Here is a 12,864-nt window from a genome sequence, read left to right on the forward strand (position 1 = left end):
GATCGATGTGTTCTGTGTAGATCGAGGTAGAAGCTGGTGCGCTTCAGCTGATGGTTGCAGCCGGCTGGGCGTTCGGATCTGCATCGGTGAGCTCCAAGGGCTCTTCTGGCTCTGGGATCTTGGCCATGGTGGCCTCAGAGAAGAAGCGGCGACGCTCCAGCTGCCATTCCTCCTGCTGCTCCAGCAGCTGGCTGCCCACCAGGCGCACGATCGCTGGATCATTGGGGAAGATGCCGACCACGTTGGTGCGGCGTTTGATCTCCTTGTTGAGGCGCTCGAGCGGGTTGGTGCTCCAGACCTTGCGCCAGTGCTCCTGGGGGAAGTGCAGGAAGGCCAGCACGTCGTCCCGGGCGGCTTCCATCACGGGCACGGCGCCGGGGAACTGCTTGCGCAGCATCTCGGTGACCCGCTGCCAGTGGGCGCGCACCTGATCTGGAGCCTGGATCACGAACACCGCTTTCATGGCAGCGGCCACCATGTCCTGGCCGGCCTTGGGCACATGGCTCAGCAGGTTGCGCAGGAAGTGCACCCGGCACCTCTGCCAGCTACTGCCCTGGAACATCCGCTTGATCGCTGCCGTCAGGCCCAGGTGGGCATCCGAGATCACCAGGCGGGTGCCGTCGAGGCCACGCTCCTTGAGTGAGCCCAGGAACTGACGCCAGAAGCCCTCCGCCTCGCTGTCGCCCACGGCAATGCCGAGAACTTCGCGGTAGCCGAGGGCATTGATGCCGATCGCCACCACCACCGCCCGCGACACCACCTGCATATTTCGGCCCAGGCGGCCGTGGAGGTAGGTGGCGTCGAGGTAGACGTAGGGAAAGCGGGCATGGTCAAGCGGCCGGCCCAGAAAGGCTTTCACCTGCTCATCGAGCCCCTGGCAGATGCGGCTCACCTCCGATTTGGAGATGCCGCTGGCCCCGCCCAGCGCCTCCACCAGGGCGTCGACCTTGCGGGTGGAGATCCCGCCGGTGTAGGCCTCCATCACCACGGCGTAGAGCGCCTTGTCCACCCGGCGGCGTGGCTCCAGCCAGCTGGGAAAGAAGCTGCCCTGCCGCAACCTGGGAATGGCCAGGCTGAGGTCGCCCACCTGGGTGGTGAGCAGCCGCTCCCGGTAGCCGTTGCGATGGGTGGAGCGCTGATCGGGGCAGCGCTCATGGAGTTGAGCGCCCGTGAGGGCAGAAACCTCGGCTTCCAGCAGGTCCTGGAAACCCCGGCGCACGATCTCTGGGATCAGGGCGCCAGCGGTGGTGCCCTCCATGAGCTGGCTCAGCTCGGAGGCGCCACTATGGGTGAGGGTCATGGTCTGTGTTCGGTTTGGTGGTAGTTCTCCGAACAGGGTCACAGACCGGCCCACCCATTGCCACAGCTGAAATCTGAGGGAGGTGAGCCGTCAGCCCCGGCTACGCCGGGGCTGATCCTCCTGAGTTACACCACTTGCTGGGACGCCGCTTTAATGTCTAGCTTTGAAACCTCATTCATGCAGCATCACATGCCATGAGAGCCAGTTAAAGTAAGTGCTCCGATATTGATTGTGACAATCAGCCAATCCAACGGCGTCCTCCTCGAGAATCCATCGTGAACAGTAAATTGTCAGACCTCTTGGATTCAGGCGCATATTTTCACGGTTGACTTTAATCGGTTGTCCCTTTCGGTGACCTGGCTTCGGTTCATTTCTCTTGATTGGTTCTAAAATCAACGCATTGTGTTCATTTCAATACTGATTATGCAACCATTGCCGCTACGGCTACAAAGCTGGGATCAATCCTGAATACTCCATATGAAGACAGGGAACAAATCCGATGTTTCACGCCGCGGCATCATCCTGGCCGGCGGTTCTGGTACGCGCCTGCACCCCATCACACAGGCGGTGAGCAAGCAGCTGTTGCCGGTTTACGACAAACCGATGATCTACTACCCCCTCAGCACCCTGATGCTGGCGGGTTTAGATGAGATTCTGATCATCTCCACACCGCGCGATCTGCCCCAGTTCCGTGCCCTGCTTGGCGATGGCAGTTCCTGGGGGATTTCCCTCTCCTTCGCCGAGCAGCCCAGTCCTGATGGTCTCGCCCAGGCCTTCCTGATCGGGGCCGAGTTTCTTGCCGGTCATTCAGCGGCTCTGATCCTCGGTGACAACCTCTTCTATGGCGGCGATCTCTCCCGCAACCTCCAGGCCGCCAGTGCCCAGCCTTCCGGAGCCTCCGTCTTCGCCTACCGCGTGGCTGATCCCCAGCGCTACGGCGTTGTGGGCTTCGACGGCGATCAGCGGGTGGTGTCGCTGGAGGAGAAGCCCCTGCAGCCTGCCTCCAACTACGCCGTCACCGGCCTCTATTTCTATGACCCAGATGTGGTGGAGCTGGCCCGCCAGGTGAGGCCCTCGGCCCGCGGTGAGCTGGAGATCACCACCCTCAACCAGCTCTACCTCGATCGCGGCGACCTGCGCGTGGAGCTGCTCGGCCGTGGCATGGCCTGGCTCGACACGGGCACCTGCGATTCCCTCCACGAGGCCGGCAGCTACATCCGCACTCTCGAGCACCGCCAGGGGCTCAAGATCGGCTGCCCCGAGGAGGTGGCCTGGCGCCAGGGCTGGATCAGTGCCGATGAGCTCGCGGCGCTGGCGGCACCCCTGCGCAAGTCGGGCTATGGCGCCTATCTCGAAGCCCTGCTCTCCGAGGGGCTCTGAGGTCATGTCCAGCCCCTCCCCCGTGCTTGTGATCGGCCGCTCCGGTCAGGTGGCCTCCGCCCTACGACGGTTGGCACCGGTCCTGATGCCCCAACGATCGCTGCTGCTGGCTGCCCGTCCCGAGCTGGATCTGGCTTCCCCAGCGCCTGAGCTGGCCGCCACCGTCGAGCAACTCCTCGAGCAACACCAGCCGGCTCTGGTGCTCAATGCCGCCGCCTACACCGCTGTCGACAAGGCCGAGAGCGAACCCGAGCTGGCGACGGCCATCAACGGCACGGCCGTGGGCGTGCTGGCCAGCGCCTGCGCCGCCCGCTCCCTGCCCCTGTTTCACCTCTCCACCGACTACGTCTTCGCCGGTGACGGCGAGCGCCCCTGGCGGGAGGACGATCCCACCGGTCCCCTCGGGGTCTATGGCGCCAGCAAGCTGGCCGGCGAGGAAGCCCTGCGAGCCGCCGGTGGCCCCCATCTGCTGCTGCGGGTGAGCTGGGTTTTCGGTGAGGAGGGCGCCAATTTCGTGCGTACTATGTTGCGCCTGGGCGCCGAGCGTCCAGCACTTTCGGTGGTGGCCGATCAGATCGGCGGCCCCACCAGTGCCGAGTCGATCGCCACTACCTGGCTCAGCCTGGCCGAGGCGGCCATCACCAACCGCTCACCCCTGGATCCCGATCAGCCCTTCCCCTGGGGCACCTATCACTACGCCGGCGAACCGGCCGTGAGCTGGTGCGGCTTTGCCGAGGCGATCTTTTCCGAAGCGGTAGCGCTGGGTCTGCTGGCACGTGCTCCGGACCTCACCCCGATCCCCACCAGCGCCTACCCCACCCCGGCGCGGCGCCCTGCCAATTCCCGAATGGATACCAGCCGATTCCGTGCCGTCTTTGACATCCCTCCGCCCGATTGGCGCGAGGATCTCCGCAACTGCCTGCGCGCATGGGCCTGATCCGATCCTCGTTTCAACTCTCCAACCCGTCCCAGGCGCAGCTGCAGCCTGTGGACGTGCAGGCCCTGGTCGACACGGGCGCCGTACACCTCTGCATCCCGGAACATCTGGTGATCCAGCTTCAGCTGCGGGAGCTTGAACGCCGCGAGGTGGTTCTCGCCGATGGCCACCGGCGCAGCGTTCCCTATGTGGGCCCGGTTGAAATCCGCTTCCGCAACCGCCGCTGCTTCACAGGAGCCATGGTGCTGGGCGATGAAGTGCTCGTGGGAGCGATCCCGATGGAAGACATGGATCTGGTGTTGCGCCCGCAGCTGCAGAGCGTGGACGTGAACCCAGAAAGCCCCAACATTCCCCTCTCACTCGCCAAATGACCCGTCATCTGCTGATCACCGGCGGCGCCGGCTTCATCGCCGGCAACCTCACCCACCACTGGGCCGCTGCCCACCCGGCTGACACGATCGTGGTGCTCGATGCCCTCACCTACGCCGGCAACCGGGCCACGATCGAGCCCCTGATCGATTCCGGACGCATCACCTTCGTGCACGGCGACATCGGCGATCGCCCGCTGGTGGACGCCCTCCTGGCGGAGCACGCCATCACCCACGTGGCCCATCTTGCAGCCGAATCCCATGTCGACCGCTCGATCACGGGGCCCGGTGCCTTCCTGGCCACCAACGTCAACGGCACCTTCACGCTGCTGGAGGCCTTCCGCGACCACTGGCTCGCGGCTGGATCACCAACGGACTGGCGTTTTCTGCACGTGAGCACCGATGAGGTGTTCGGCAGCCTCGAGCCCAGCGATCCCCCCTTCTGCGAAACCACCGCCTACAACCCCCGTTCCCCCTACGCCGCCAGCAAGGCCGCCAGCGATCACCTGGCCCGCGCCTGGCAGCACACCTACGGCCTGCCGGTGCTGGTGAGCAACTGCTCCAACAACTACGGCCCCTATCACTTCCCGGAAAAGCTGATTCCGCTCACCCTGATCAACATCCTGCTGGGTCGGCCCATTCCCGTCTACGGCGATGGCTCCAACGTGCGCGACTGGCTCTATGTGGAGGATCACTGCCGCGCCCTCGACCGCATCCTGCTCTCCGGCGAACCTGGCCGCACCTACTGCATCGGCGGCTGCAACGAAGTGGCCAACCTTGATCTGGTGGGCATGCTCTGCGGCCTGATGGATGAACTCGCCCCTGAGCTGCCGGTGCGCCCCAGCCGCGAACTGATCCGCTTCGTGACCGATCGCCCCGGCCACGACCGCCGCTATGCCATCGAGGCCACCCGGATCAGCGAAGAGCTCGGCTGGCAGCCCCAGGTGACGGTGCAGGAGGGTCTTCGCCGCACGGTGCAGTGGTATCTCGCCAACCGCGAGTGGTGGCAACCGCTGTTGTCGGCGGAATACGCCAGCTATCTCGATTCCCAGTACGCCGCTCGCCTCGCCTGAGATGCAGATCATTCCCCAGTCGATCCCCGAGGTGTTGCTCTTTCAACCGAAGGTGTTCGGCGATGAGCGCGGCTTCTTCGTGGAGACCGCCCGCCAGACCGTGCTCGACGCGGCCGGCATCCCGCCGCTGGTGCAGCACAACCAGTCGCGCTCCCGCTGCGGTGTGCTGCGTGGCCTGCACTACCAGCTGGTGCAGACCCAGGGCAAACTCGTGCGTTGCTCCAGCGGAGCGGTGTTCGATGTGGCGGTGGATGTGCGCCGCGGCTCAGCCACATTCGGCCAGTGGGTGGGCGCCATCCTCGACGACGTGAGCCATCACCAACTCTGGGTACCGCCAGGCTTCGCCCATGGCTTTCTGGTGCTCAGCGACGTGGCGGATTTCTGCTACCTCTGCTCCAACTATTACCACCCGCCGTCGGAGCAGGGAATCGCCTGGGATGATCCCGCCCTGGGGATCAGCTGGCCAGCCCTTCCAGAGGGAGTAGCTGCTCAACTCTCCGCCAAGGATCTCGCCAACCCCTTGCTGGCAAACCAGGATCCGGAGCGTTTGCCAAGCCTGCACTGACAAGAACTCGTTCACACCACCGGAAACTTCCAGGCCAGCAGCCAGCTCAGCACGCTCGCCACCAGCAGCTGTCCCAGCACGAAGGTCCAGATGTTGGCCGGGGTGAGAATCGGCTCCGCCACCAGACTCACGGCCCAGGAGATCACCATCAGCCCCGCCAGCGGCAGACCGAAGAACAGCGCCAGCAGCACGGCGGTGGAGCGCAACCGTCCCAGCAGCGCGGCCCGCTTCGGTTCAGCTGTCATCGGATCCGGGCTCCCGGCGGCTTCGTCCCAGGCCCCAGCCCACCGCGAATCCCACCAGTCCGCCCGCCAGGGACCCCTGAAGCTGGAACATCTGGCGGCGGAACTTCCAGGGCAGGGCGCCCAGCTGAAGCCCAACGATCAGTGCCACACTCAATCCCAGCAACAGCCCGCCACCACCGAGCAGGCTCAACCCTCCTCGACCCTGGCGGGTGGGTTTTGGTGGCGTCTTCACGGGTGCCAGCGGCTGTTCACCCACACAGTCGGCTCGGTTTCGATCATTCTGGGGCCGGGGAGCTTGTCGTGCCTGCCTTCAGCATCTGTGTGCCGATCACACCGTCCCTGGCCCACGACCATGGTCAGGCTCGACGGGTGGCTCAGCGGTGGCTCTCCACAGGCGGGGATCTGTTGCTGTTCGGTGAATGGGGCCTGCCTGAGGGGCCTGGCGGCCAGCTGGTTCCCGAGCTGCGCACCACCGCCGACGACCGGCCTCGCCTCGACGACCTGCTCCGCCTCGCCAGCGCCCGCCGCCCCTTGAACGCGACCCTCCTGATCCACCCCGGGGCCGAGCCCGATGCCGGCTGGTTCGAGGTGGTGGCGGAGCTGGCGGCACGCGACTCGCCGGCCCTGGCCTGGGGCCGGGCCTGGCGGCGTACCGGCCCCGAGGCACTGGAACGCCTCGATCCGTCCTTGCGGCCGGCCTGGGTGCTGATTCCCCATGGCGCCTGGGCGCCGCCGCCCCATCTGGCCCCCGATCTGGCGGCCGATCCGGCCCTGGTCCTGCCCTGGCTGCTCGATCTGGCCCGCCAGCAGGGCTGGGAAGCCCTGGATGGCACCGACGTGGCTCCGCTCCGCTGCACAGACGCGGCCGGCGATCCGGCTGACGGCAGCCAGGCGATGGAGACCGGGGCCCGGCAGAACGACGAACCAGCAATCCAACGGCTGGGTTCCGGCCACGCGGGCAGCGTGCGCCTCAGCCTGCTGCTCGAGGGTTCCCAGGCCGAGCGGGATCGCTGGCGCGCCAGCCTGCTCCCCGGCGGCTCCCTCCCCTGGGAGATCGTCGCCTCCATCAGCGAGGCCACCGCCGACCTGCTCTGGCTGATGGACGCCGCCCACTGGCCGGATCCCCCACCCCTGGCGCTGCTGCCCCTGGTGATCCGCTCCTGTCGCCATCCCTGGGTCGATGGCGTGCTGATCGATGGGGCTCCGCCGGTGCTGCGCCGCTCCCTGGTCGATCACCTCGGCCGCTCCGCCTTCGAACCCGGCCAGGCGCAGGCCCATGGAGCTCAGCTGCTGAAGCTGCCCCTGCCGGCCTGGACCAGGGAAGATGGAGCCTCTCCTTCCAGCACGGCCGTGTTCCAGCCCGATCCTCTCTGGCAGGCCACCGAGCAGCAGTTGGCTCGCGCCGAAACTCTCCTGCTCGCGCAGCAGCGGCGGATCAGGCAGCTGGAGGCGCAGCTGGCGGCTCAGCAGGGGGCGCGCCCTCTGCAGCCGCTGCCTGCTCCAGGCGATCCAGCAGCTGGCTGAACCCAGCCAGTCGCTCCGCCGCGTCCTGGCGCCAGCCCGGCAGATCGCCCGCTCCAGCCTCGGGGCTGTGCTGCAGCCCGGCCGGATCGAGGCTCTGCAGCAGCTCCAGCCGCTGCAGGGCCGTGGCGTCATCAGGACGAAGATCGAGCAGCGACTGGTACGCCCGCCGCGCCTCGGTCCAGTCTTCGCGGGCCAGGGCCTCCTCCCCCCGCTCGATCAGGGCCTGGGCGCGCACCTCCGTCAGCTCCATGGCCAGCGGCAGCCGCTCCGGTGCCAGCAGCACCGCCAAGCTCATCGCCTCGATCGCCTTCTGCAGCCGGCCCAGCTTGCGCAGCCGCCGGGCCAGCTCCACCTGCAGCTCCAGCCGGGCCTCGGGGTCCAGATCGTCCCCCTCCAGGGCCGTGCCCAGCACCGCCAGGGCCTGCTCGTCCTGGCCGATCCCCTCGAGGCCCCGGGCCAGCGCCAGCAGGTGATGCGGCTCGGCCTGGCCCCGCGACCAGAGGGCCCGCAGCAGCGGTTCCGCCTCCACCCATCGCTCCTGGCGCAGCAGCGCCTCCAGCAACAACGCCTCCAGCTGCCGGCGGTCCTCGTCGCTGCCGATCTGCGCGAACGAGAGCCGTTGCCGCAGCTGGCGCACCGCCGCATCGAGCCGGCCGTGCTCCAGCCGCATCGCGGCCAGTTCCAGCTCGAGGCTCACCAGATGCGGGCGGGCCTGCAGCAGCTCCTCGTAGGCCGCCTCCGCCGCGTCGATGTCGCCGTGGTCTCGCGACCCCCTCGCTGCCATCAGCAGCAGGGCCACGCCCAGGGCTCCGGTGGTGGGGATCAGGTCCATGGGCTCAGCTCCACTGGCTCAGCCAGCGGCGGCGCCACTGGCCGCTGCCCCGCTGCAGCGGCCGGCCCCGGTACAGATACCAGAGCCGGTTGAGCTGAAAGCTGCGCCGGTTGGCGGCCTCCAATGCCGGATCACTGCTGATCGTGGCGCTCTGCGTGGGATTGAGCGGCGCCATGGCCTGCTGGATGCCCCTGTCCACGATCCATTCCAGCTCTGTGCAGGCCTGCAGGCGGTCCTGGTAGTCAAGATCTTCGCAATAAGCCGGATGAAACCCCTCGTCGAACAGTCCCACCCGGTCCCAGGCCAGGGCGGTGATCAGGAAGGCGGAAAAACTGGCCGGTGCCGGCAGCAGGGGCAGGACCTGGGCTCGCTCCGCATCGATCCGGCCCAGGGCTGCGGCCAGCACGCCGGGCGCGACCACCACATCGTTGTTCACGATCAGGGCCACAGCCGCCTCCGGAAAGCTCAGCAGGATCTGGTTCCAGGCCGCCGCCACGCCGCCGTTGCCGAAGGCCCGCGCCACCCGCACCCGGCCGATGCCGGCGTGGCCCTCGCGCTCGAGCGTGTCGAGCCGCCGGCGCAGCTCCAGGGCGTCGGCATCCGAGCGGCCGCCGCTGTTGTCGACGATCGCCAGCGTTTCGATCGGCACGTCGAGACTGGCCAGCAGGCTCTCCAGCAGATCCACCCGGTTCAGCACCGGCACCCCCAGCAGCGGCAGCACTCCCTCAGCCGGCAGCGGCGGGGCGAACCGCTCCATGCCCTGCCAGAACACCGTCAGCAGCGACTGGTCGCTGCTGCGCTCCACCACGTCCGCCAGGCAGCGCAGCAGATCGGGCTGCACCAGCCGGTCCGGCGTACCCCGGAGGGGCATCTCCCGCATCCACTCCAGCAGCCAGCTCACCACGGCCTCGCGGGCCCCCGCCAGATCCCCCAGGGTCAGCAGCAGATCGATGGCCTCGGCCCGCTGGGCAGGCGCTGAGTCGCCGCCAGCCGCTGTGATCGCCTTCAGCCGCTGGCCGTAGCGCTGGCCCAGCTCCTGCCACGATGCCACCGACGCCGCCAGGGCACGCAGCTCAGCCGGCTCAGCCCCCTCGATCGCCTCCAGCTCGTTCGGCTCCACGGGCCAGGGCGGCTCACTGCCCACGAGGCTAGGCAGCCCAGTCGTCGTCGTCGTCCTCCTCCTCGTCTGGATCCGGCGGCCACTGCAGCTGCACCACCACCGGGGCATGGTCGCTGGGCTTCTCGTTGCCCCGCATCGCCTTGTGGATCAGGCAGCCGGTGGCCCGCTCCTGCAGCTCCTCGCAGAGATAGATGTGGTCGATGCGCCAGCCGCTGTCGCGGTCCCAGGCGCCGCTGCGGTAGTCCCACCAGCTCCAGTGGCCGCTGCCTGGCTCGAACAGGCGGAACACGTCGGCCAGCCGTTCGTCCAGCGCCAGGCGCAGGGCCTGCCGCTCGGCTTCGCTGGCCATGATGCCGCCGCTGAGCCGCTGCGGGTCGTGGATGTCGCGGTCGTCGAGGGCGATGTTGAAATCCCCCACCATGCAGAGGGGATCGCCGTCGTCGTCCTGGATGTCGAGGTAGCGGCGCAGGCAGGCCAGCCACTCCAGCTTGTAGGCGTACTTCTCCGACTGCAGCGACGAGCCGTTGGGCACGTAGAGGTTGAGGACGCGCATCCCCTCGATGCGGGCGCTGATCACCCGCTTCTGCTCCGCCAGAGCCACGGCCGGCTCATCCGGCAACAGGGCGTCAAAGCCGATGCGCACATCCTCCAGCGGCAGCCGGCTGAGGATCGCCACACCGTTGTAGGCCTTCTGGCCGCTGATCACGGCGCTGTAGCCCAGGTCGCGGAACGCTCCGCTGGGGAAGGCCGCATCCTCCACCTTGGTTTCCTGCAGGCAGAGCACCTCGGGGCGTTCCAGCTCCAGCCAGGCCACCACCTGCTCCAGCCGGCTGCGCACGGAGTTCACGTTCCAGGTGGCGATCTGCATGCCGAAAAAATCAGCCACCGCCTGTGGCCCTTAGCATCAAGGCACCATCCTGTCCCGTCGCACGCCTGCCATGGCCCGTCCCCTGGCCCTTGCAGCCTTCAGCCTTCTCGCCGCTCCCCTGCTCATCCCGCCGGCCCAGGCCCAGTTGCCCTCCTACGGGCAGTCGGTCCAGGAGCAGCAGATCTACGACAACAGCCCCACCGGCCGCCCCAGCGGCGGGATTCTCGAATCGGGCAATCCCCTGGAGCTGATGAACAAGCTGCGCCGCAACAGCGCCCTCGACAACGCCACCCAGCCCGGGGATGCGATCGATCAGGCCCTCAAGGATCTCGAGGCGCAGGCGGCTCCTGCCCCCCGGACGCCGGGGGGGGCGCTGGTGACGGCTCCGTAGCCGCCCCCTGGCCACGGCGCAGCGGTTCCAGTCCCCAGGCCGCCGCCACCTCATCCAGGCGGGTATCGGGCTGATTCGGTTTGAGCCGGCGGGCGCGATCGAGCAGCTCCAGCGCCTCTCGCGTCTTGCCCTGCTGCTGACGCAGCATCGCCTGGCCCAGCAGCGGCCGGGGATCCTCCGGGTGGGCGGCGCCCAGTTGCTTGTACAGATCGTCGGCGGCCTTGAACTGGCCCCGGCGCTGCTGCAGATCGGCCAGCAGCAGACCGATCTGCAGGGCATTGGCGTTCGCCTTCTGGCGGCTGGCCTGCCGATAGGCCTTGGTCAGCAGCGCTTCCGCTTCCGGGCCCCGGTCCTGCTCCAGCTGCAGCAGAGCCATCAGCTGCAGGGCCTCGATCCGCTCGGGACTGAGATTGAGCAGCTGGCGCACCTCCCGCTCCGCGCCGCTGAGATCCTTCTGGTCACGCCGCAGCTCGGCCAGCATCAGGCGCAGGCTCCAGCGCTCGGGCTGCTGATCGGCCATCCGCTCCAGCAGCGCCGTGGCTTCCGTCTTGTCGTCGAGGGCCAGCAGCAGCTGCAGCAGCCGTTGCTGCTGGCCCTCACTGGCCTGACCCCGGCTCACGTCCGCCCTCAGGAGGATCGCCTGTTTCTCCAGCTCCAGCCGCGAGCGGTCCACCGGCCGGCCGCCCAGGCTGTGCTGCCCCAGCCACCAGCCCGCCGTCAGCGACACGGCGGTGAGCAGGGCTCCTCCCACCACCAGCCAGACGCGTGGGCGGGAGCCCACGGCAGGGGTGGAGGGGCGCGCTGACATCGACCTGGTTCCGGGATCCCGCAAGTCTGACCCCTGGAGCCCTGGCTAGATTGCGCCCCGGGCCACTGGTTGCCCCCACCACGATGCGTCTACACCCCATTTCCCCGGTCACCGAACCGCTGCAGTACCGGGCCATCGGCGTGGTGCGAGGTCAGTACGTGCCTTCCGACCCCGAGCAGCTCACCCGTGGGCTGATCCGCACCGACGACGGCACCGAGATCGACGCCGTCGTGCTCGGCCGGGTGCTCAGCCTGGTGCGCCGTCACCTCGACCTGGAGCGCTCCCACCTCTGGGTGGTGTACCCCCGCTGCCGGGAACCCGGCGCCCTGCACCTGCAGATGGTGGGGGTGTGGGAACCCAGCACCCTCAGCGAACCCGAGGCTGAAGCGGAGCCTGCTCCGGACACCGTGCCTCCCGCCGATGGTCTCCCCGAAGGCGACGACTACTTCTCGGTGCGCGGTGAGCTCATCTACACCCGCCCCGAGTCCAGGGAGCTGGTGGTGAAGATCCGCCAGCGCCCCAGACCCGACGGCAGCCGCCCCCAGCCGTTCAAGTTGCCCCTCACCGGCGAGGTGCCCCTCGAGCATCTGCGCCATTTCGTCTCCCTCGATCTGCGCCGGATCGGCCACCACCTCGAGGTGGAGCGTTTCGAGGTGATCGGCCCGGTGGTCCAGCGCGGCAACCGCGGCGGCAAGGGCCGCAGCGACCGCGGCGGCAGCAGTGGCTCCGGCAGCGGCAGCCCGAGGCCAGGCCACCGCAGCGCCGTGAGCCGTCCCCGCGGCTGAGATGGAGCCCCGTCCCCAGCTCGGTGATGGCTCCTCCGCCGCTCTGCGGGTGGGAGCCGTGGTGGCCGGCGGCACCCTCCTGGCCGTTCTCGGTCCGGCCCTGGGCCTCTCCCCCTGGCTGGTGGCCCTGGCCGCCGGTGGCGGCCTCACCGGTCTCACCGTGGATTCGGCCCGTTTCGGCGGCCGGGGCGGCCATCTGCTGGCGGAAACGCTCCCCGGTGGCCTCTCCCGCCTGCGCCGCATCGCCATCCATGAGGCCGGCCACGCCCTGGTGGCCGAGCAGGAGGGCCTGCCGGTGAAGCAGGTGCTCGTGGGCAGTCTGGCCTGCCTGCGGGCCGGCATCGGCGCCAGCGGCAGCACTGAGTTCGAGCCGCCCCGTCACTCCAAGCTCCCCCCCGAAGACCTGCGCCGCTGGAGCCGCGTGCTCCAGGCCGGCATGCTCGCCGAGCGCCTCCTCTACGACCAGGCCCGTGGCGGCGCCGACGACCGTGCCCTGCTCGGGCGCCTCTGGGGTCTCTCGGGCTTCGATGTCGAGACCGCCCAGCGCGAGCAGCGGCGCGCCCGCCGCGAGGTGGAACAACTGCTGCGGGCGCGCCGGAGTGAGCTGGAGGCCCGCGCCGAGCTGCTGCTGCAGGCGGCGCCCAGGCTGCTGCGCGCCGCCGCCTGAG

Annotated in this window: 16 protein-coding genes; 9 read left to right on the forward strand and 7 right to left on the reverse strand. The window is 68.5% G+C overall.

Annotated elements, in window-relative coordinates; all coding sequences use genetic code 11:
* Window positions 1-43 precede the first annotated feature (43 nt).
* Entirely contained in the window at window positions 44-1,300 is a 1,257-nt protein-coding gene (locus tag I1E95_RS15090) for an IS256 family transposase (RefSeq protein WP_197161565.1), read from the reverse strand.
* 477 nt (window positions 1,301-1,777) lie between these two features.
* On the opposite strand from I1E95_RS15090, the gene rfbA reads away from it, so the two are divergent.
* Genes rfbA through rfbC form a run of 5 tightly spaced genes read left to right on the forward strand, consistent with a single transcriptional unit; the run spans window position 1,778 to window position 5,623 of the window.
* Window positions 1,778-2,680: a glucose-1-phosphate thymidylyltransferase RfbA gene (gene rfbA / locus I1E95_RS15095; protein WP_197163617.1), complete on the forward strand. Its 903-nt coding sequence runs from the start codon at window positions 1,778-1,780 to the stop codon at window positions 2,678-2,680.
* 4 nt (window positions 2,681-2,684) lie between these two features.
* Entirely contained in the window at window positions 2,685-3,617 is a 933-nt protein-coding gene (gene rfbD / locus I1E95_RS15100) for a dTDP-4-dehydrorhamnose reductase (protein WP_197163619.1), read from the forward strand.
* Window positions 3,608-3,988, forward strand: coding sequence for a clan AA aspartic protease (locus I1E95_RS15105; protein ID WP_197163621.1), 381 nt, complete (start codon window positions 3,608-3,610; stop codon window positions 3,986-3,988). Before rfbD ends, I1E95_RS15105 begins: the two co-directional genes overlap by 10 nt.
* On the forward strand, window positions 3,985-5,058 hold the full coding sequence (gene rfbB, locus I1E95_RS15110; protein ID WP_197163623.1) for a dTDP-glucose 4,6-dehydratase: 1,074 nt from the start codon (window positions 3,985-3,987) through the stop codon (window positions 5,056-5,058). The genes I1E95_RS15105 and rfbB overlap by 4 nt, the downstream gene beginning before the upstream one ends.
* A 1-nt stretch (window position 5,059) precedes the next feature.
* Window positions 5,060-5,623, forward strand: coding sequence for a dTDP-4-dehydrorhamnose 3,5-epimerase (gene rfbC / locus I1E95_RS15115; RefSeq protein ID WP_197163625.1), 564 nt, complete (start codon window positions 5,060-5,062; stop codon window positions 5,621-5,623).
* An 11-nt stretch (window positions 5,624-5,634) separates the two neighbouring features.
* Here rfbC and I1E95_RS15120 read toward each other — a convergent pair whose 3' ends face one another.
* Window positions 5,635-5,868: a hypothetical protein gene (locus I1E95_RS15120; RefSeq protein ID WP_197163627.1), complete on the reverse strand. Its 234-nt coding sequence runs from the start codon at window positions 5,866-5,868 to the stop codon at window positions 5,635-5,637.
* Window positions 5,858-6,100: a hypothetical protein gene (locus tag I1E95_RS15125; protein WP_197163628.1), complete on the reverse strand. Its 243-nt coding sequence runs from the start codon at window positions 6,098-6,100 to the stop codon at window positions 5,858-5,860. The genes I1E95_RS15120 and I1E95_RS15125 overlap by 11 nt, the downstream gene beginning before the upstream one ends.
* A gap of 68 nt (window positions 6,101-6,168) precedes the next feature.
* Here I1E95_RS15125 and I1E95_RS15130 point away from each other — a divergent pair, with 68 nt between their 5' ends.
* On the forward strand, window positions 6,169-7,392 hold the full coding sequence (locus I1E95_RS15130) for a hypothetical protein (protein WP_197163630.1): 1,224 nt from the start codon (window positions 6,169-6,171) through the stop codon (window positions 7,390-7,392).
* On the opposite strand, the gene I1E95_RS15135 is transcribed toward I1E95_RS15130, so the two are convergent.
* From I1E95_RS15135 to xth, 3 genes are read right to left on the reverse strand one after another with little or no spacing between them, the layout of a single operon-like run.
* Complete coding sequence (locus tag I1E95_RS15135) at window positions 7,304-8,224, reverse strand: tetratricopeptide repeat protein (protein WP_197163632.1); 921 nt, start codon at window positions 8,222-8,224, stop codon at window positions 7,304-7,306. The genes I1E95_RS15130 and I1E95_RS15135 overlap by 89 nt on opposite strands.
* Window positions 8,225-8,228: 4 nt before the next feature.
* Entirely contained in the window at window positions 8,229-9,344 is a 1,116-nt protein-coding gene (locus tag I1E95_RS15140) for a glycosyltransferase family 2 protein (protein ID WP_231594682.1), read from the reverse strand.
* 28 nt (window positions 9,345-9,372) lie between these two features.
* On the reverse strand, window positions 9,373-10,212 hold the full coding sequence (gene xth / locus I1E95_RS15145; RefSeq protein ID WP_197163634.1) for an exodeoxyribonuclease III: 840 nt from the start codon (window positions 10,210-10,212) through the stop codon (window positions 9,373-9,375).
* Between the two features lie 70 nt (window positions 10,213-10,282).
* Between xth and I1E95_RS15150 the strand changes: the two genes are divergently transcribed.
* Window positions 10,283-10,603 carry a hypothetical protein gene (locus tag I1E95_RS15150; RefSeq protein ID WP_197163635.1) on the forward strand — a complete coding sequence of 107 codons (321 nt, stop codon included), beginning with the start codon at window positions 10,283-10,285 and terminating at the stop codon, window positions 10,601-10,603.
* Here the strand turns inward: I1E95_RS15150 and I1E95_RS15155 are convergent.
* Complete coding sequence (locus tag I1E95_RS15155; RefSeq protein WP_197163637.1) at window positions 10,533-11,411, reverse strand: lipopolysaccharide assembly protein LapB; 879 nt, start codon at window positions 11,409-11,411, stop codon at window positions 10,533-10,535. The genes I1E95_RS15150 and I1E95_RS15155 overlap by 71 nt on opposite strands.
* Window positions 11,412-11,494: 83 nt before the next feature.
* Between I1E95_RS15155 and I1E95_RS15160 the strand changes: the two genes are divergently transcribed.
* Both I1E95_RS15160 and I1E95_RS15165 read left to right on the forward strand, forming a co-directional pair.
* The gene (locus tag I1E95_RS15160; RefSeq protein WP_197163639.1) at window positions 11,495-12,196 is read left to right on the forward strand and encodes a hypothetical protein; all 702 of its coding nucleotides are present in this window, start codon (window positions 11,495-11,497) and stop codon (window positions 12,194-12,196) included.
* 1 nt (window position 12,197) lies between these two features.
* Window positions 12,198-12,863: a hypothetical protein gene (locus I1E95_RS15165; RefSeq protein ID WP_197163641.1), complete on the forward strand. Its 666-nt coding sequence runs from the start codon at window positions 12,198-12,200 to the stop codon at window positions 12,861-12,863.
* Window position 12,864 lies beyond the last annotated feature (1 nt).

The sequence above is a fragment of the Synechococcus sp. CBW1107 genome (assembly GCF_015841355.1).
GTDB lineage: Bacteria > Cyanobacteriota > Cyanobacteriia > PCC-6307 > Cyanobiaceae > Regnicoccus_A.